Here is a 20,664-nt window from a genome sequence, read left to right on the forward strand (position 1 = left end):
ACAGACACTCTTTTTATTGTTCTCCTATGAATCGGATTGCAATGCACCAGGAGATTTTTTCGATTTTGCCGATTTGCTACCGCCAAACTTGAATAACACAATACCGCCCACGATGACGAGAACCCCCAGAAGCTGGTTCCACGAGAATGGGATTTGCTCCAGTCCAAGCCATCCCATGGAATCAAACAGCAAGGCGAAACTTAACTGGGATGTAAGTACGATAGAGATCGCAAAGGTGGGACCCAGCAGCTTCATGCCCTGAACGAGACAGAAGACCACCCCAACGCCGATGGCTCCGCTAAGCCAGTACCAGGGCTGCATATGTTGGAAGCTAAACGTATTTTTGCCCTCAACCATTAGAGAAATCAGAAACGAGGCAATAAACCCGGTGAAAAGCACCAGCGTTGTCGTGGACCACGAGCCGGTACGTTCATTAACCTTACTATTAAAGATGGTCTGCAGACTGACAAGAGAACCTGCCAGTAACGCAAGCAAAATACCTGTAATGATCATAGGATATAGATCTCCTTATTCATAGATGTTGTGACCCGCTACTTCTGCCAGACCTGCCCGATCTTTGACCATAATAAAGCCCTGGTCCCGCATGATTAATCCATCTGCACACAGCTTCTGAATCACCCGATTCAAATGCCGATAACTCGTTCCGATCAGATTCGCGATATCTGTCAAATTGAAGGCGTCCAGTTCTTCGTGGACTACAGTTCCCGCTTCTTCGGTAGAGATGGAGAGCAGATAGCTGGCTAATCGAACCTCGACCGGATACATCAAGTTGAAGTTGGAGAAGTTCGAATCAATATAAAACTTGTGGGATATAATTTTGAGCAGAAATTTCAACAGGGGTGCGTAATCGCTGGCAAGTTCAGCTAACCATTGATAATGAATGCGCAGCATCACCACAGGGGAAACCGCCTGCACGGTGTTCACGACATTGCTCTCCCGAACGTACTCGATATCACCAACCACTTCAAGCGGTGTTTTGAAGCAAAGAACGAGTGTTTTATCCTGTGGTGAGGTCGTGAAGATTTTGACTTTCCCCTCGACCAGCACATATAAATATTCGGATGTTTCGCCTTCGCGGCAGATCAATTCGCACTTCTCGAAGTGGCATAACGTCATATGCGGACGCAGGGGCTCGTGAAATACCGATTCGAGTTGATACTGTTTTATATAGTGCAGCAATTGATGCTCATTCTGAAACTCTTCCATATTGTATTTCACCCCCGACTTTATGCTGACCTAGCTACAGTTTCATAATAATGACGCCAGTAACCATTAAAGCTATACCCAGAAATTGTGGTAGTTTCATTTTCTGCTTCACAACCCCAAACCATCCGTTACTGTCAACCAGAAAGGTCAGGAACAGCTGTGCAATCAACAGGGCTGAGATCGTAAAAGTTACCCCAATTTGTTGGATAGCGGTGACTTCGCTGAAAATAATTACTGCACCAAACGCGCCTCCCGCCAGGTACATGGGCTTCACTTGCTTCAATCCTTGCAGGTTGATGTCCCGCACGAATACAAGGATCAGAGCCGCCAGGATGAACCCGGTGAGTTGTGTAATGGTTGCGGCTTGCCATGTACCGATGTCCGTACTGATTCGGGTATTGGCAACCCCTTGCAGGGTAATGCATGCGCCGCCTAATAGTGCAAAAATAATTCCTCTCATGGTTGTTACTCTCCTTGTCGCGTCATTACTTCTTCGATTTCTATTAAATGATATATTCACTCAAAAAGCCAAGGACAAATGTCCTCAGCTCAGAAGTTATAGCATTTAGAGTACAATAAACCCTCCGCAAAATCCAGAAAGGACCTAGGATTGCTCGTTATTCTGAAAATCACAATACTTGAAACACCGGTTGCTCACCAATAAAATGAACAGGCACTTCCGGAAAAGCTGTAGCCAATCTTTCAGACAAAAGCTTCATTCCAGAAGCCTCACTCTCGGCATGGCCGATCATAAGAAGAGCCTTTTGTTTTCCTTGCTGCACAGCATCACGTATGTACTCCGGTGTCTCCCATTCGAATCCTTCACCTGCGATAATCAGATCCAGCTCTTCCTGTTGAAGCAGAGGAATGGTCAGATTGCCGTTGCCTCGAAACCCAACAAGCACTGCTGCTCGTCTGCATATCATCTTTGGATCACCAGCTACGCGTACATATTCAATTCCAAGCGAACGTTTAATATGTTCCGCAATAAGCTGAACTGTCATTCCTTCTGGAAAGGACAGAAGGTCAGCTTCTGGTCTTCTCTGCTCCACATAGAGGGACCACCCTAGTGCTTGAACCAAGCCTTCCGTAATGCCATCCGGTTGATAGCGGTGAATTGCATCATGGCAGCGATAGATCGCAATTCCGCCGTTCTCGATTAGCTTTCTTTTGGTTTTATAAACTGGATCATCAGCCAGCCAATTGGTATGGCTATGATGGTTATAGAAGGGAGGTTCATGAGCGATAATTAGATTAGCTCCACGCTGTATGGCATGCTCAATCACGTGTTGTGTAGGCATAAAAGTTACAAAAACGCCTGTGACCGTTTGGTTGGGAGAACCCGTTATCAGTTGATCCACGGTGGTTTCTGGAAGTTCAACTTCGACGGTAAGGTGATCCATAATGTGTTGAATGGTTATATTCATATACTTCATACCTCCAAGTACAGGATATGCCCAGTGTATCATGTTGATGGATGAACAGCATTATAGATATACCTTTAGTATAACAACGTAGATAGTATTCAAGATGTAACCTTGCCGGATTCATATAGTTTTCTGGAGCAAGAAAAAGTATACTTACATAGAGTCTTTATCTAAATGAAATGGAGTATCCATTCGAACCTACACTGTAGATTCAGTTAAGTATAAGTCTTAATTCTGATGAAGAGATCCGACATAGAAGGGCGATGATTACATGACAGCCAGTACCATTATGGAACGTCTGAAGAGTGAGACAGCTCATTATCACAGACAAGTGGAACAGAACGATTATGCCAAGGCTATTATGAATCAAACCGTTAGCTTGGGAGAGTATAAGAAATATCTGGAGAAATTTTACGGGTTCCTGAAACCATTGGAAGATCAAGCTGTACAGCAGCCTTTCTGGGAAAACACGGGACTGGATATCGGGATTAGAGGAAAAGCGAATTTGCTTGAAAATGACCTGAGGAATCTTGGCGCCAGTGAAGAGGAGATCAGCCAGGTTCCTTTATGTAAGGATCTTCCGGATATCTCGACACCAGCAAGGTTGTTCGGTTATTTATACGTCATTGAAGGATCTACGAACGGAGGTCAGATCATGACCAAACGCTTGTCGCAGTTCCTGCCGATTGAAGTAGATCGTGGGCTGGAATATTTTAATGCGTATGGTACGGAAACCAGAACGAGATGGGCGGAGTTCACGGAACTATTGCGTCAATCCATCACGGCGGAAGAAGATCACGACATCATGGTGCACACGGCTTCGGAAACGTTCCGATTGCTTGATCAATGGATCAATACAAATACAGATCATTTGTAAGTTGGAAAGAGTTCATTATTTATTGTAATAACATTGCAGCTGAACTGCTTGGTTATGAAAATGCCAAAAATCTCATCGGCAAGGATTTCAGGGGATTTGTGCCCGACAAGACGAGAACCATTTTGCAGCAAAACCTGGAGGAACTGAAGCTCAATAATACTTGTCTGTTTACCAACCAGGCGTATTTCACCACAGTAACTGGCACGCCCTTACTGCTTGAGAATTGAGAAAGCCAGCCTAGCCCTTGCTCAAGCCAGGAGTGACGGGAAAAATCGGGCTATCATGGTTTGATACGAGGTTGTACTAACCTTGCTGTTAAGGGTGCAGCAAAATGGTATAGAGGGAAGGCATTTAAACTGGATATCAGTTTGAATGTCTTTCTTTTTTCTGCTAATAAGGAAAGTATTATTTTCATCACCGCAGGCACAGGACAAGTGTTATAATGATGAATATGGATACACTTGTTCGTATTCACACGTAGAGGACGGTGAAACGGAATTCAATGAAAGAGGATTCAAGACAACTGGAATTTATGGAGATAGATCTAAGCGAAGAGCCCATCACAGCGGCAGTCCCGGTTCCTGATCGTTCATCGATTGTCCGTGCTGATTTTGATATAAGATTGCCTGGCGGCATATTGTCTTCTGAGAAAAGGTTTGTAGAGGAAGCAAGGCAACTCATTGAAGTGGAAGGGGAGCAGGCTCCCTGGGTTCCTTTTATGAGTTATTGGCCGACTTATGGTGTAATGAACGAACCCCAGCGCCAGTGGTATATGTATTGGAGGACGGAAGTCCGGCAAGGACGGTTCCCTGATACGGATCTGTCCTATCTGTTTGTTCATATTTATGAGCTGATAAACGGAATTGGTTGGCAGGAACAAGAGGAAGGTTACGACCAATTAAAAGAGCTATGGATCAACTATCGTGAACGGCTTCCGCAGTTGGATGTGTACATGCAGGAATGGATTATTGATTATGATCTAGTCCATGAGTTGAACATGTCATTATCCGAGATGGTGGAGCTTTCGAATGGCAATCTTCCACCTGAGATTCTGGATATGGAATTGCAACGGCTGTTGAGCAGCAATATATCGGATATCTCGCTGAAGTTGTTACAAAGATATTATGACTACGACATTACGCTCAGCAAATTTTACAGAGATGGCGGCAAGAAGGTTCTGGAACAGTACATTCCCCGAGTTATGGTTTTGGTGGATTCTTATCTGCTGCGTACACGCAAGGCGGGCATATTGGATCAGTTCGAGCTAAATCATGAAAGGACTATCGAACGTACATTGTTTCGAAAGGCCGTATATGACGAATCCATTTATGGAAAATCGGTTCGAATAACATATGTTCCGATTGGAGATCATGCAGATTTTGTCCAGTTTGTAACCCGAGTATTTCGATGCACGGAAAATAAATGCCGTGAACTGCTCGGTTTCAGAGGGAGGCTTCGTGGAAAGACCCTTGAACCTGAGCTTGCAAACGTGATTGAACGATACCTGGACAAGGCATTTGCAGTCGAGCAAATGCCAGTAGTAGAGCAACGAATAGTTCGAATTGATGCGGAGAAACTTGCATCGCTGCAACAGGAAAGCGAATATGTGCGCAGAGCACTCATGATCGAGGAAAATCATCCCTCCGAAGTTGAGCATACAAACAATGTGGGCAGCCAAGCCCCTATGGCGATCCAGAATTCAACGGATGAAGCTGAAAGTGCTAAGCAGTCTAATCTATCGGAAGTTGACGTTGAGGGAGCGCTTAAAACTGACGGAGGTCAAGGAGACGGGAATAGCGAGCCATTATCATTACAATGGGAGGCGGATTTTTCTGCTGATCTGGATGAAGAGTGGATACAGTTCTCTGAAATGCTGTCTCCGCAGCATGTACAGGCCATTTATGCCTTGCTTGATGTCAACCCGGATACGGAGCTGATGCGGGTAGCTGAGCAATATGGAACTATGCCTGCACTCCTGTTGGATGAAATTAATGATGTGGCCATGGAAACGATTGGTGACCTTCTGATTGATGGTGATCGTATAGTTTCGGATTATATGAATGTGTTTGAACATGTGAAGAGGTGATTGGGCAGTGGCAGAACTTAAAATACCGAAGCGGCTGACTACCGCACTAGTGAATTCGTTGACCGCGGGCGTTGTGCCACGAATCGGACTGGAGCAGATTGCTGTTGGTCGGAAGTCTGAAGTGGATGCGATCTTGCGGGATATGGACAACATTGCCGAAGGCGGGGCAGCGTTTAAGCTGATTACAGGAAGGTATGGAAGCGGGAAAAGCTTTCTGTTGCAGATGATTCGGAACTATGCGATGGATCGGGAATTTGTTGTGGCTGACGCCGACTTGTCACCTGAGCGCAGACTGGTGGGAACCAAAGGTCAGGGGCTCGCAACATACCGTGAGCTGATGACTCGTTTGTCAACCCGTACACGTCCGGATGGCGGGGCGCTGGAACCGATTTTGCAGAAATGGATCGCGGGTCTTCAACAACAAGCGATGCAAAGTCAGGGCTTGCGCCCGGATGATCCGGCTCTTCCTGCTGAAGTCGAGAAGCAGATCTATGCGGTGACAAACGAAATGCAGAATTTGGTCCATGGATTCGATTTTGCCAAAGTGCTCGCTTCGTACTGGAACGGCTATAAATTGGCGGATGATGACCGCAAACAGGCGGCGCTGCGCTGGTTGAGAGGCGAATTCGCAACCAAGACGGAAGCAAAGAAAGAGCTGGCTGTCGGCGTCATCATTGATGATGATAACTGGTATGACTACTTCAAATTGTGGTCCGAATTTACGGCACGGATCGGTTACAAAGGACTACTATTATTCATAGATGAAGCAGTGAATCTGTACAAAATTACAAACAGCATATCCCGGCAAAGTAACTACGAGAAACTGCTTACCATGTTCAATGATACGATGCAGGGCAAAGCAGAACACCTCGGCATTTTTGTGGGCGGTACACCACAATTCGTGGAGGATGAAAGACGCGGACTCTTCAGTTATGAAGCACTTCGTTCGAGACTCATTGATGGCCGCTATGCAGCAAGGGAATATGCGAATTATACCGGACCGATCCTGAAACTTTCAATGTTATCCCATGAAGAGATTTTGATTCTGTTGCAAAAGCTGCGTCAGATTCATGCCCTGCATTTTGGATATAGTGCAAGTCTAACGGATGAGGATTTAGTTGATTTTATGCAAACAGCTGTCAACCGGCTCGGCGCGGATGAGTTACTGACCACACGTGAAGTGGTACGGGACTTCATGGATGTGCTGCACACTCTCCATCAGAATCCTGAAGTGACCTATGTTCAATTGCTTGGTGAGCGAGCAGTCAAACCGAAGGAAGCAGGAAAAGGAACGGATTCTTCATCTGCTGATGATCTGGATGATTTTCTGGCGGAGTTTGAATTATGAGTAAGAACCCTTTCTATCGACTGGCTCCTTTTGTACAGGAATTTATTTATAAAAAAAGATGGGAATCACTTCGGCCTGCCCAGATTGAAGCTTGCAACATTTGCTTTCATACCCCGCATCATATGCTGATTGCGGCAGGCACAGCCTCCGGTAAGACGGAGGCGGCTTTTTTTCCTGCACTGACCGAGCTGCATGAACGGCCCTCCAAATCCGTGGGCATCTTGTACATCGGGCCGCTTAAGGCACTCATTAACGACCAATTCGAGCGACTAAAGGACTTGCTGTCCGAGGGCAATATTCCGGTATGGCACTGGCATGGAGATGTGCCTCAGGCAGAGAAAACACGTCTCATGCGAAGTCCATCCGGTGTGCTTCAGATTACGCCTGAATCGCTCGAAGGTCTGTTGATGAATCGTCCCAATGCCATTCCGGCGTTATTTCATGATCTGCGATATGTCATCATTGACGAGGTTCATGCATTCATGGGAGCGGATCGAGGCATTCAGGTATTGAGCGAACTGGCACGAATTGAACGTATGGCTGGATGTAAACCGAGAAGAGTGGGATTATCTGCGACACTAAGTGATTATGATGCTGCTACAGCCTGGCTCGCTGCTGGAACTAACCAGGGGGTGGATGTGGTTTCTTCACCCGGTGGCCGCAAGCTGCGTCTGCGGGTGGAGCATTTCTCGTTTCCGGATGCACGAGATGAAGAACAAGCGGAACATCTGCATAACGCACGTAAAGTCTATTACGACTTCATCTATGAGAGTACACATCGCAAAAAGGCTTTAATATTCACCAATAGCCGGACGGATGCCGAAGTCACTATACTTGAGATGCGGCGTGTCGCCGCACGGAGACAGGAGCGGGACGTATTCCATGTTCATCATGGGAGCATTTCCGCGATGTTGAGAGAAGAGACCGAAGCCGCCTTACGAACCGGATCAGGGCCAGCAGTAGCTGCGGCTACCGTAACGTTGGAACTGGGGATTGACCTGGGTGAACTGGAGCGGGTTGTACAGCTTGGAGCGCCTTATAGTGCGTCAAGTTTTGTTCAGCGTCTTGGACGATCAGGCAGGCGTGAGGATATGGCTTCCGAGATGCTATTTGTATGTCCGGAAGAAGAGGATGAGGAAGCTCAATTGCCTGCTCGAATGCCATGGACACTCATGCGGGCTATTGCTGTTATTGAATTGTATGTAAAGACCAAGTGGGTTGAACCGCTTGAGGCCCGTAAGATGCCGATGGGCGTGCTCTATCATCAGACGATGAGCATGCTGAAAAGTATGGGGGAGGCCGAACCCAAAGAACTGGCTGAGGCCATGCTTTCGCTGGCACCATTCGCGCAGATTCGTGCAGATCAATATCAGCTTTTTCTAAATTATCTGATTGAGACTGATCATCTGCAATGGACAGAAGATCGGACTTTAATCATCGGGCTTACGGGTGAGAAAACCGTCAATAACTATCGCTTTTACGCGGTGTTCAAAGATGATGAAGAGCACAAAGTGCTGAACGGTTCCGAGGAGATCGGCTCCATTACAACCGTGCCCCCACCTGGATACTGTTTCTCCCTTGCCGGAAAACTGTGGAAAGTGGAAGAGGTGGATCACAAGCATAAATCCGTGTATGTGAAGGCGGCCAAAGGCAAAGTGGATACGTTATGGCTTGGTGCGGGTGGGGACATTCATACGACGGTCGTCCAGAAAATGCGTGAAGTACTGTCCGACACGGTGATATATCCGTATCTGTCTCCGCAAGCGGTAAATCGATTGGAACGCGCCCGTCGACTTGCACGTGAAAGTGGGTTGCTGAAACAGGTTGTCATTCCAGCTGGAGGAGATTCCTTGTATGTATTACCCTGGGTGGGAAGCAAATCTTTCCGCACACTGGAACGTTTAATGAAGCACAATTTGTCTGAAAAGCTTGCCTTGCGATCTGTTGTACCTATGGAGCCTTATTATTTTGTCGTGTCAGGAAAAGTGGATGGTCGCACACTTTTGGCCGAGATTATGAGTGAGTGTCGAACAGCGAAAGACGCATCTGCGTTACTTTCAGAAGATGAAGCACCGTATCTTGGTAAATACGATGAATTTGTGGCTCCTCCTTTGATCCGAGAGGCCTTTGCAGTGGACGGATTGGATTTAAATGGTCTCAAAGAAGGATTGCAGCAAACGTTAACATGGGATTCTTCATCTATGAAATGACGCAATAACGTATTCCTTTTGTTTTTAATTTGAATTAAAAAAATTTAAATTGTGAATCAGGGTTGACACCACCTCACCTGCCATGTAATATATGAAAAGTCGTCACACACGAATCGCAAACAACAAATGCATATTTCATTTCGTATAACCTCGCAGGCCGAAAGTGTACACAGGGCGAGGGTCTCTACGGGAAGCCTATACTTCCTAACTACGATGCCAGGAATCATTGTATTCCTTGCTCGTAGTTAGGATTTTTGCATTTGGATGGTGTCTGTGACCTTGGCATGGATCAAACATGCAGACGCATTTTTCGATCATCAGGAGGTTTATCTACAATGAAATATTATCTGTCCGTTCTCGCAGGAGCGATGAGCTATGGCATATTATCCACAATTGTGGTTCTGGCTTACGGCGAAGGGTACAAACTTGGAGAGGTCGTGGGCACACAGCTGATCACGGGCTTCATTCTGTCCTGGATGCTGGCATTATACTCGAAGTTTAGAATGAAACGGAAATCACAGGCAGATGGAAAAACATCAGCAGCCGTGGCAAAAGCATTTCAGAAATTAACGTGGAAGCAGCGTTTGGTGTTGATGGCTGCGGGGACGCCGACGGTTATTACCGGTCTTGTCTATTATCAGTCTTTACGATACATTCCCGCGTCACTAGCCATTATTCTTTTGTTCCAATTTACATGGATTAGCGTATTGATTCAGGCCGTGAGCAAACGTCAGCGTCCAGACAAAGTAACGTTCCTGACTTTGATTATCCTGTTTGGCGGAACATTGCTGGCAGCAGGTTTCCTGGAACAGGGACTCGGAGAGTTTAACGGCTTGGGCATAGCACTTGGCTTGATGGCGGCTGTAAGTTACTCCCTGTTTGTAATGTTCAGTGGTAAAGCGGTTCCATCAGCACATCCGGCTTTTCGCAGTGCATGGATGGTGACCGGAGGTCTGGTCTTGCTGTGCATCCTGTTCCCGCCGACGTTCCTGTTTAACGGATTGATTTGGAGCCAGCTGCTTGTCTTCGGATTGTTGCTTGGCTTCTTCGGAGCTTTTATCCCACCAGTACTGTTCGCAGTAGGTGTGCCTCATATTGGTGGAGACATGGCCGGAATTCTTGGTGCAGTTGAGCTCCCAATCGCGGTGCTGCTCTCAGCCATTGTGCTTCACGAGCATGTGAGCCCATTGCAATGGATCGGGGTTATTGTGGTGCTAATTGGTGTAGCGTTGCCAGAGATTTATAAGTTGCGGATGAGACGAAGTCGAAATACACCTCTATATTCCTGAGTGGGACTAGATAGAATGATAAAGACAATAGCTATAACTGAAAGAGCCTGAGTGATTCAGGCTCTTTTTTGATGAATATATTTATTGGGCTAAGTGACGTCCCATCGATATGGCCCATTCGAGTCATTTTCAATTTTAACCGGATGGGGTATGCTGAAGAAGAGTTGCAATAGAATGGGAACATAGACAGAGGAGCGTTGAGATGAAAAGCTGGATTAGCAAAACCTGGCCTTGGCTTACGCTGGGAATTACTGTAGTTGTGCTGCTTGGATCTTTTATGGTGTATTTTATGGGCAAGGACATGTCCCCAGGCTCAGGAAGTGCCGTAACGGCCAAAGCCGAGACGCCAGAGGACTTGAAGGGATATGAAGTAGTTAATGTTAACGTAAGCAATGACGGTTTTGAACCTGATGTTATTGAAGTTAAATCCGGAGTCCCTACCAAAATCAACTTTATTCTTACCCGGCAGGTCACACACGTTAAATCGGTGGCATCAAGAAAGCTTGGCATGGATCTGTACATGCAAAAGGGTGATAATTACTACACCTTGGACAAAGATCTGCAGCCTGGGGAATATGAGATACACTGCGGTATGTACATGATTTACGGAACGGTTAAAGTTATATAATGGACAGGAGCAAAGATTCTTCAATTGAATCTTTGCTCCTCTTTTGTGTGCGTGATATCATGGACTAGTGATCAATTTCATCTGGAGGTGGCCAAATATGAAAGCGCTATTTATTGGAGGAACAGGTACCATCAGTACAGCAATTACCGATCAGCTTGCCAAGCAAGGCTGTGAACTTTATTTGATCAACCGGGGAAATCAAAATGGCAATTTGCCTGCGCAAATCAAAGTGCTGCAAGCCGATATTAACGATGAAGCACGGGTAGCGGAGCTGATTGCCGACCTGGAGTTCGATGTTGTCGCAGACTTTATCGCGTTTGTACCTTCCCAGCTGGAGAGAGATTACCGTTTGTTCAAGGACAAAACGAAGCAGTTTATATTTATCAGTTCGGCATCTGCCTACCAGACACCACTTGCTGATTATCGGATCACGGAAGGTACGCCTTTATCCAATCCGTATTGGGAATATTCGCGCAACAAAATTGCTTGTGAAGACTATTTGATGAAACAGTATCGTGAAGAAGGATTTCCGGTGACCATTGTGCGTCCCAGCCATACGTATAGTGAACGTTCTGTACCTCTCGGTGTGCACGGGGCAGAGGGAAGCTGGCAGGTCCTCAAGCGCATACGTGAAAATAAACCCGTACTCATTCATGGAGATGGTACATCTCTCTGGACCATAACGCATAACCGTGATTTTGCCAAAGGATTTATTGGCCTTATGGGCAATATTCACGCGATTGGTGAATCGGTACATATTACCTCGGACGAGTCAGTAACCTGGAATCAGATCTATGAGATTATTGCAGGAGTGCTTGGTGTCAAGCTTCATGCGGTTCATGTATCTTCCGAGTTTTTGGCGGCGTGCAGTGATCAGGATCTTCGAGGCGGTCTGCTGGGAGACAAGGCAAATACGGTTGTATTTGATAACAGTAAATTAAAAAGGCTTGTTCCGGAATTTGTGGCAACGATCAGGGCTGATCAAGGAATCCGGAGTACTATAGAATATATTCTTGCACATCCTGAATTGCAGACCGAAGATCCCGAATTTGATGCATGGTGTGACAAGGTGGTCGGAGCATTGGATGAAGCATTGCTGAAAATTAGAGATGAGAAGTGAGGCGAGCATATGTCCCAAACCGGGCATCGACTGGTAAAGGAAATCACCAAAACCGTCACTTTGGACTATTTGCTGCACATTCCTGAGAAGGAGGAACCACCTGCAGAGGACCAAAAATGGCCTGTCATTTTGTTTCTTCATGGTGCTGGGGAACGCGGTAATGATCTGGAAATGCTTAAAGCACACGGGGTTCCGGTTATTGCCGATCAGGACAAGAGTTTCCCGTTTATCGTGATTTCACCGCAATGTCCTGTGGACGAATTTTGGGGTATGCATCGCGAAGCTGTTATGGCCCTTCTGGAACATGTTTTGGAAAACGAAGCTGCTGACCCGAACCGGGTGTATCTTACAGGTCTGAGTATGGGCGGGTATGGTGCTTGGGATCTGCCACTGTTTTACCCAAATACATTTGCAGCATTGGCTCCTGTATGTGGGGGAGCAGACCCTTCCAAAGCGGAAGAACTGTATAATATACCGATCTGGGCATTCCATGGTGCCAAGGATGACATCGTTTATGTTACGGAATCCGAGAAAATTGTTCATGCGCTTGAAGCGTTGAACGCGGATGTGAAGCTGACGATATATCCTGAAGGTAATCATGATGCTTGGACCGAAACGTATGACAACCCGGAATTGTACAAGTGGTTTCTCAGCCATACGTTATAATCAATCGTTCGTAATTGACAATATTCAGCAGTATTAAGTATTTACTTTCGTTATTCGAATCGTTATAATCAAGAAAAAATGACACTTGTTAGGGGAGGCACCCCAACAGAGGACTTTGTTCCTTTGTTGGGGTGCCTCCTTTTTTGGTGTGCAGAAAAGGAGAGCAGACGTTGAAGAAATCTGAGAAACGTATTAAAAAGCAGGCCGAGCAGCTTACCAAAGTGGTACTTGCATTTGCTCTGCTGTCACCCCAAGCCTTGCTGGTCGAATGGGGTTCAACGGCCATTATGGCTGAAGCTGTGGAAACCATCAGTATTGTATCCGATACTTCCAGCATGAAGGCTGTTCAATCCTCCAAGGTGAAAGTGGAAATGAATAGTGATGGCAAATATAGAATTGTGTTGCTTCCTAATACAAACGTATTCTACGGTGGCGATACCGGGAATGTATCCACCATTATTGATCATAACGGAACGCCCGTTAATTTTAAGTCGCTGCCCCTTAATTATTATCGAATCAATAACAATGTAATCGAAATGTCCAGGCAGAAAGACAATGTAGAGTATATTTTGCGCGTGTCCATCGTTAATGCTACATCTCAGGGCGGTTATATGAAGGTGGAGCTGGAGGCTGTTAACCGCAGCGGCTCTACACTCAATCTGGGAGGTACGTTCTATTGGGATACGATGGTGAATGGCAACGATGCTTCTCCGTTTGAAGTGATTGAGAACGGCTGGCGCAATTACAGTGGAGGTGTTCAGGTAACCGCTTTTTATGCCAACACGTATAACGTTGTGGACGCAGATCGCATTTTTATGGGGCAGTACAATAGCCCGGACAATGCACAGCTGACAGGTGGATCTTCTCCATCTTCCTTTACGCCAGGGCAGACCGTTACTGCAACGGATACCGCTGCGCAGTTCTGGTGGAACGGCAAAGCAACCGCGAACCAGGCTTCACGCAAATTTTCGACGATCGTGGGGATTGGTCCCAAAAATGCACCGCCTTCATTTGCACTTTCGGCTCCCTCTTCGGGCCAGACCTATTACAAAGGAGAACAGCTTCAAATTTCCGGTACAACCCGGGATACGGATGTGGGAGATCTTCTGACTGTCAAATGGTCAATCGACGGAGGCTCTGAAAATATTTTGACACAGATGACGGCTACAGGTTCCAATCAGTCATTTAATACGAATTACACATTGCCGGATACGCTCGTAGATGGCGCACATACGTTGCAGGTGTGGGTTATGGATGACAAGGGGGGAGTCTCCTCAGCGGGCACTGTCAACTTCACGGTGAAAAGTTTCGTTGTTCCGGGAACGCCGACATTTACATTAGTTAACAATAATAATCTGACGGTGAACTGGGACAAGAAGGCAAATGATGCTTCCGTTACGTATGAACTGAAAAATGTAACGACGAATCAGAGCTTCGATACTGGTACATCAAATAGTCGGCAGGTGACCGGGCTTACACCGAATACCCAACATTCTTTTGCCGTGCGCGCCAAAAATTCGGTCGGTTCGTATACAGGGTATTCAAGTCCAAGTAGCAAATTTACACTAGCAAATGCACCTAGCGATGCAGCTGTGAGCCAGTCGGGTAACTCCGTTACGGCTAGTTGGAACAATAATGGAAATCCTGCGGGAACGAATTACAAAACAGAAATACGTAACTCAGTCGGACAAGTGCTTGCATCGGGTACAACTTCATCAACTCGGACTGAACTTGCGTTAACTGGACTTGCAGACGGATTGTATAACGTATATGTAGCGGCACTGAATGGAGAAGGCATACAGACTGCATTTACCTCTGCAGGTCAGATCACAAAGGACACAACTGGTCCCACCACTCCCTCTATAGCAGTCAATCCTTCTTCTTGGACCAAGGAAGATGTCCTGGTTACGATTACAGCAGGCACGGATGCCTTAAGTGGTGTACAGAAGACTGAGTACAAGCTGGGGATTGGGGGAGAATGGAAGGAATACACTGCTCCCATTACGGTTGCTTCTGAAGGAAACACACTCATTATTGCACGAAGTATAGATGCATTCGGCAATACAGGACAGGAGGCTTCTGTTACAGCGCGAGTGGACCGTACAGCTCCGACACCTCCCGTCATCTCGTTAAATCCTACGGAGTGGACCCATTCGGCAGTAACGGTGACGTTAACGGCAGGTACGGATGAAGCAAGTGGAGTGGGTCTTACGCAATATAGGCTTGGAAGTGAAGGAACTTGGGTCGATTATCGAGAGCCATTTACCATCAATACGGAAGGAATAACCGAGATTCAGGCGCGAAGTGTGGATCGGGCCTCTAATGTCAGTGCGTCAACTTCAGCCACTGCCCGGATCGACAAGACAGGGCCTGATGAGCCAAAGATTACACTCAGTGATGATGAATGGACGAATCAGGATGTATCCTTTGAAATAACCAGCGGTGAAGATACAGGCAGTGGACTTGCCAAAAGCCAATATCGTCTAAACGAACAAGGCCCCTGGATCGATTACACTGGAGAAGTGAAGGTTACCGAAGAAGGACAAACCACAGTATATGCGCGCTCGCTTGACCGGGTAGGGAATGTAAGTACTGTTGCAAAAGCAATCATTCGATTGGATAAGACCGCTCCAACAGAACCGCTTATTACATTAAGTCAGTCCGGCTGGAGCAAGGAAGCTGTACAATTTACGATTGTTGGCAGCGTAGATGAACATGCCATTTCGTATGAATATAGTTTGAATGGTGCCCCGTATATTCCAGGAAACTCAGGCACAGTGAGTTCAAACGGTTCCAACGTAATTCGAGCCAGAGCGAGAGACGCTGTCGGAAACGTTAGTAAGGAGATCAGTCGTACGGCTTATGTCGATCAGGTTGCTCCAACGATTACATTAACACCGAATGGACAAGGTTGGAGTGACACTAATATATCTGCTACCGTTCAATATGAAGATTCTCATTCGGGTATCAATGAGAATTCGCGATTGTACAGTGTGACCAACAGTATCGCATCGCCAGACAACTGGAATGAAGCCCGCTCGAATGAGCCTGTAATTTCAATTGAATCCGAAGGCATTTGGTATATCCATGCCAAAACAATGGATATGGCAGGGAATACATATGAGACCGTATCAGCCCCTTATCAGATCCAGCACAAGCCACAGCAACCGGGAAATGCGAGCATTACACAGATCAGTGAGACTTCGGCAGAACTTACGTGGGATTTGCCCACAGGAGAATGGTATACCGACGGGTATCAGTATGAAATTATAAACCATACGACAGGCCAGTCTTGGACACTGGATTATCCTAAACATACGCTCATTGATTATTCTCTAAGTGGTGGGCAAGTCTATGATTACGAAGTGAGGGTTCGAAACCATACTGGTATAAGTGATGCATTAACTGTCCGTGTACTGACAATCCCTGCGGCACCGGGATCATTACAAGTTCGAAAAGTCGATTCCCAGCCTGAGCTGGCAGAATTGCATTTCGATCCGGTTCAAGGTGCTAATGCGTACCGTATCACGGCTGCAACTTCGGATGGAAGTATTGTTTTTGACCAGACGATCTCCGATTCTTCCAATATTCCGTACATGACCAATCTGGTCCCGGGGAGCATTCATACGATTTCGGTCACAGCTCTGAATGAGAGTGGTGCGGGAGAAAGTAGCAGGGCGGGATTCCTGACATTGCCTGCAGCACCCGGTGGATTTGCGGCAGTGCAGATTCGGGAGCATGAGATCTCTCTGGCATGGGAGACGGTAACTTCAGCCACGTATTACAGCCTTTCACGCAGTGGAGCAGGAGTCTACGAAGGATTGGAAACGGAGTATGTGGACGCAGGTCTGGATAGTGGAACAGAGTATAGCTATGAATTGCTGGCCGCAAACGAGACAGGAGAAGGTCCGGTAACAAGTTTGCAGAAGCTGCTGACATTGCCGGGGGCCATTGAAAGCTTGAGTATAGATAATGCTACAACAACGAGCATGCATCTCAGTTGGGATCCTGTAAGAGGCGCGGAGCGATACGAAGTCTTTGTGAATGGGGAGAAGCGGGAGACGCTGCTTGCTGGAAGCCATGAATATCTGCTAACGGGATTGACCGCGGGAACGTTGTATCAGGTGGACGTTCAGGCAGGCAATGGTAGTGGGCAAGGTCAATCCAATCGAGTATCTGGAACGACGCTTCCCGAGAGTCCTTCAGGTCTTCACTTTGTTCAGCCGACTGAAACGGGAGCAATACTCAGATGGGATGCAGTCCCCGGCGCGACGAAGTACCGGGTCGTTCTTGAGGATCAGACTTATGAGATATCAGATACACAGCTTGAAGTCCATCAGTTATCAGGCAGCCGCCACTATACGTATCAGGTGCAGGCCGGAAATGCTGCCGGTTACGGTGCACCCACAAGTGGTGAACTGCTTACTTTGCCAACCAGACCTGAAGGACTCACAGTAACACGTACGGATGAAACGAGTATTGGGGTGGAATGGGAATCTGTAAATACAGCCGAATCCTATATTGTGAGTATCAATGGGACCGAAATGGGTCGAACTTCTGGACTTGCCTATACGGCTGAAGAATTGTCGCCAGGCATGGAGTATTTAGTGGAAGTACAGGCCGTGAACACTTCTGGAGTCGGTCGGTCCGCCAGCTTGATTCGATTATCCAAACCAGCATCGCCTTCAGAAATCGTAGTTGAACCAGGGGTACATAACGCCAACTTGTCATGGGCCTCGGTAGCAGGTGCCTCGGAGTATGTAATTCAACAGGGGAACAAAGAGATTTACCGTGGAACAGAGCTGACGACCCTTATTTCAGGACTTGAGGATGGAACGATGCAACATTACACTTTTGTTGCAGTTAACAGACAAGGGACCCGATCCGAAGCGACGAATGTATCTGTATTGACATTGCCTGAGAAACCAGCTGAGATTAAGGCATTGGAAGTGTCGGAAAACAGTCTTAGTCTGGATTTTACCAAAACAGGGGTAAAGGGTGCAGACACATACATCATTGAACGCAATGGGCGAGAGATTGCTCGCATGGATGCGAGCGAAACCCGATTCGTAGATGAGAATTTGTCGCCAGGTACGAAATATACGTATAAGATCCGGGCGGTTAATGCAAGTGGTTCGGGTGCTTCCCTTACCTATGGAATAACAACTCAAACCCTGCCACTATCCTCAGATGGGATTGCAGTGATCAAGGGAACGCACGCGTTTGATCTGGCGTGGGAAGCAGTAAAGGGAGCCGCCGCATATGAAATACGCAATCAGACAACGGGGGAAGTACAGACCGTGTCCGAACCATTGGTCCATCTCGCCAGTTTATTGGATGGCACAACGTATGCGTTTGAACTTACAGTTATGAATGAGGATGGTCACCGTTCTTCTCCTGTTCAGGTTCTTTTGTTGACCAAACCCATATCCCCACAAACAGCAAGTATTGCTGTGGTAACCGATCAATCGGCAACGCTGGATCTGAGTGGCAGCGCCACACGAGGCGCAGAACAATTGATCATTATGCGAGATGGTATTGAAATTGACCGTATTCCGGCTGACAGTATCTCTTATGAAGACAAGAATTTGACGCCGGGGGAGAGATATACCTATACGGTTAAGACTACGAATGCTTCTGGCGATAGCGATATGGGATTTGATGTTCAATTACGTACGTTGCCTGCAACAATCACGGAAACGCTGCATCCAGATGTGATTGAAGAGACGGAGGCAGTGATTAAGTGGAAAAAGGTTCAAGGGGCAGAGGGTTACATTGTAATGATAGCCGATGATGAATTCACAATCATTACAGAGAGTGATTTAACTGAGGTTACCCTTAATGGTCTTACAAGCGCAGCCCAATATGATCAAGTAAAGATCGTTCCTTATAATACGGCGGGGATTGGAAGGCCAATGGTCGTTGCTCCATTTTTCACGCTGCCTCATGTCGATTCTGTTGAGATGAAGCTATATCCGGAGACGGATCATGCCAGACTGGAGTGGGAGTTCCCTTATCTCAACGAAACGTTTGTGGTTATGATGGATGATATTGAGCTGTATAGAGGCAAACAAAAAGAGTATATCGTTAATGAGCTGCAGGGCGGAACGAACTATTCCATCGAAATGTATACCGAGAACGAGCAGGGGGATACATCACATAAACTTGAGTATACGCTGTTAACCAAACCGGAAGCTCCCAAGCAAGTGGAATATCGTTCGACACAGGATAGCATACAACTTCAGTTCGAAAAGAGCCTTGTCAAGGGGGCCGAGCAATTCATCATTGAACGTGACGGTGCGGAGATCGGCCGAGTGTCTGTTGACGAGCCTTATTACGAGGACCAGGGGCTTGAACCTGGTGTAAATTATGTGTATACCATCAATACCGCTAATGCTTCCGGTAAGAGCGAGGTCGGGTTCAATCTAACAGCAGTAACACTGCCTGGCAAAATTCCTTCTCCACCTCAGGTGGAAGAACGCTCTCAGCATGGTGCAGATATTGTATGGGATATGATTCCTGGGGCAGCAGGCTATCGCATCTATCAGGAAGACGAGCTGATTGCGACAACAACGGAAACGTCAATACATGTAACTGAATTGGAAAGTGCCCAGCGCTATTCCGACTTTTCTATTGTGCCTTTCAATGAGGCGGGAGACGGAGAGACAGTTAATGTACCCGAGTTCGAGACATTGCCATCAGAAGAATTCACCATTACAGCGATCTCCCAGAGCACAAGCAGCATTGCGTTGAGCTGGAGGCTGGAATCTTTGAATGAAACGATCGTGCTTTCTAGTAGTGGGCGGGAGATTTATCGCGGAAAGGATCGAAGCTACATATGGACAGGACTAGCGGGTGGGCAGCGCTATGATGTCATATTGTGGACTGAAAATTCAGCCGGGGAAAAAAGTGAAAGCCAGCAGGCCACTGCCGTGACTCTGCCATATCCACCTCCAAGCGGAAGTGGAGCTGGTTCATCTGCACCTTCCTCTAAACCGGAGGATGTTCAGTCTGGAGTGTCTCCAGCTGATCAAAATGATAAAGTGGAAACAACAGCCAAGAAAGAGGTTAAGTTCATTGATATTGGTCAAACATTCAATAAAGATCAGATTATATGGCTGGCAGAGCAAAACATCATTCAAGGTGTGAGTGAAACCCGTTTCGAACCCCGTCGTCCCATTACAAGAGCTGAGTTCACAGCACTTATTGTGCGATTAATGGGTCTGGATACATCTGCCGATTATCAGCATGTTTTTCGGGATGTGAACGATCAGGATTGGTTTGCTCCAGAGATCGAAGCAGCCGTAAGTCTTGGTATGGTACATGGCATGGGGAATGGTAAATTTGCTCCTTATGCGCTGGTAACCCGGGAACAGGCATCGAAGATCATTGCGAATGTTATTCGCAAAATTAAGCCGGAATCCGCAACTTCACGTCGTGCTTTTACGGATCAGATGGATGTGTCCGATTGGGCCAAAGAGGAGGTTGAAGAGCTTGCTGGAATGTACATGCTTACCGGGTACGAAGACGGCAGTTTCCGACCAATGCAGCATCTGAGCAGATCTGAGGCCGCAGCCCTGATCTTCCGACTGAACAAACTGATCCGTATTATAGAAGAAGGTCAAACTATGGAGGAAGAGAACCGAACTATGGATGATAAAGGAACGAGTATTGATATAGACGGTAAGGCTAACACGTCAAAATTGGCGTAAAATACTTGGATTGAATCACATGGAAATTTATCATTTCATCATCCTCAGTAGCCACATTATCCGTTATTCGACTT

General features: G+C 46.7%; 14 protein-coding genes. 10 read left to right on the forward strand and 4 right to left on the reverse strand.

The genetic code is table 11. From position 1 onward, the window contains the following. Window positions 1-24: 24 nt before the first annotated feature. The 4 genes from AC3ITG_RS13690 to AC3ITG_RS13705 all read right to left on the reverse strand — a co-directional run bounded on the left by AC3ITG_RS13690 (window position 25) and on the right by AC3ITG_RS13705 (window position 2,654). Window positions 25-510 carry a DMT family transporter gene (locus AC3ITG_RS13690; protein WP_413379622.1) on the reverse strand — a complete coding sequence of 162 codons (486 nt, stop codon included), beginning with the start codon at window positions 508-510 and terminating at the stop codon, window positions 25-27. 18 nt (window positions 511-528) lie between these two features. Beyond that, window positions 529-1,227, reverse strand: coding sequence for a Crp/Fnr family transcriptional regulator (locus AC3ITG_RS13695; RefSeq protein WP_413378096.1), 699 nt, complete (start codon window positions 1,225-1,227; stop codon window positions 529-531). 34 nt (window positions 1,228-1,261) lie between these two features. Then, complete coding sequence (locus AC3ITG_RS13700; RefSeq protein WP_079344274.1) at window positions 1,262-1,687, reverse strand: DMT family transporter; 426 nt, start codon at window positions 1,685-1,687, stop codon at window positions 1,262-1,264. 169 nt (window positions 1,688-1,856) lie between these two features. Continuing rightward, window positions 1,857-2,654, reverse strand: a complete 798-nt coding sequence (locus tag AC3ITG_RS13705; protein WP_489254036.1) for a Nif3-like dinuclear metal center hexameric protein — start codon at window positions 2,652-2,654, stop codon at window positions 1,857-1,859. A 271-nt stretch (window positions 2,655-2,925) separates the two neighbouring features. Here AC3ITG_RS13705 and AC3ITG_RS13710 point away from each other — a divergent pair, with 271 nt between their 5' ends. The 10 genes from AC3ITG_RS13710 (at window position 2,926) to AC3ITG_RS13755 (ending at window position 20,590) form a co-directional block, all read left to right on the forward strand. After that, window positions 2,926-3,531: a biliverdin-producing heme oxygenase gene (locus AC3ITG_RS13710; protein ID WP_489254037.1), complete on the forward strand. Its 606-nt coding sequence runs from the start codon at window positions 2,926-2,928 to the stop codon at window positions 3,529-3,531. Continuing rightward, window positions 3,501-3,758, forward strand: a complete 258-nt coding sequence (locus tag AC3ITG_RS13715; protein WP_489254038.1) for a PAS domain-containing protein — start codon at window positions 3,501-3,503, stop codon at window positions 3,756-3,758. The genes AC3ITG_RS13710 and AC3ITG_RS13715 overlap by 31 nt, the downstream gene beginning before the upstream one ends. A 275-nt stretch (window positions 3,759-4,033) precedes the next feature. Continuing rightward, a complete protein-coding gene (locus AC3ITG_RS13720) occupies window positions 4,034-5,617 on the forward strand; it encodes a TerB N-terminal domain-containing protein (protein ID WP_489254039.1) in 1,584 nt (527 codons plus the stop codon). Window positions 5,618-5,624: 7 nt separating this feature from the next. Continuing rightward, window positions 5,625-6,965, forward strand: coding sequence for an ATP-binding protein (locus AC3ITG_RS13725; protein ID WP_489254040.1), 1,341 nt, complete (start codon window positions 5,625-5,627; stop codon window positions 6,963-6,965). Then, on the forward strand, window positions 6,962-9,175 hold the full coding sequence (locus tag AC3ITG_RS13730) for a DEAD/DEAH box helicase (protein WP_489254041.1): 2,214 nt from the start codon (window positions 6,962-6,964) through the stop codon (window positions 9,173-9,175). The genes AC3ITG_RS13725 and AC3ITG_RS13730 overlap by 4 nt, the downstream gene beginning before the upstream one ends. A gap of 335 nt (window positions 9,176-9,510) precedes the next feature. Further along, a complete protein-coding gene (locus tag AC3ITG_RS13735; RefSeq protein WP_489254042.1) occupies window positions 9,511-10,464 on the forward strand; it encodes an EamA family transporter in 954 nt (317 codons plus the stop codon). A gap of 202 nt (window positions 10,465-10,666) precedes the next feature. Further along, entirely contained in the window at window positions 10,667-11,092 is a 426-nt protein-coding gene (locus tag AC3ITG_RS13740) for a cupredoxin domain-containing protein (RefSeq protein WP_413378110.1), read from the forward strand. A gap of 97 nt (window positions 11,093-11,189) precedes the next feature. After that, a complete protein-coding gene (locus tag AC3ITG_RS13745; protein ID WP_413378112.1) occupies window positions 11,190-12,212 on the forward strand; it encodes an SDR family oxidoreductase in 1,023 nt (340 codons plus the stop codon). Window positions 12,213-12,221: 9 nt separating this feature from the next. Next, window positions 12,222-12,878: a carboxylesterase family protein gene (locus AC3ITG_RS13750; protein WP_489254043.1), complete on the forward strand. Its 657-nt coding sequence runs from the start codon at window positions 12,222-12,224 to the stop codon at window positions 12,876-12,878. 170 nt (window positions 12,879-13,048) lie between these two features. After that, window positions 13,049-20,590, forward strand: a complete 7,542-nt coding sequence (locus tag AC3ITG_RS13755) for a fibronectin type III domain-containing protein (RefSeq protein ID WP_489254044.1) — start codon at window positions 13,049-13,051, stop codon at window positions 20,588-20,590. The last annotated feature ends 74 nt before the right edge of the window (window positions 20,591-20,664 follow it).

It is taken from the genome of Paenibacillus sp. GL_099_B (assembly GCF_057835695.1).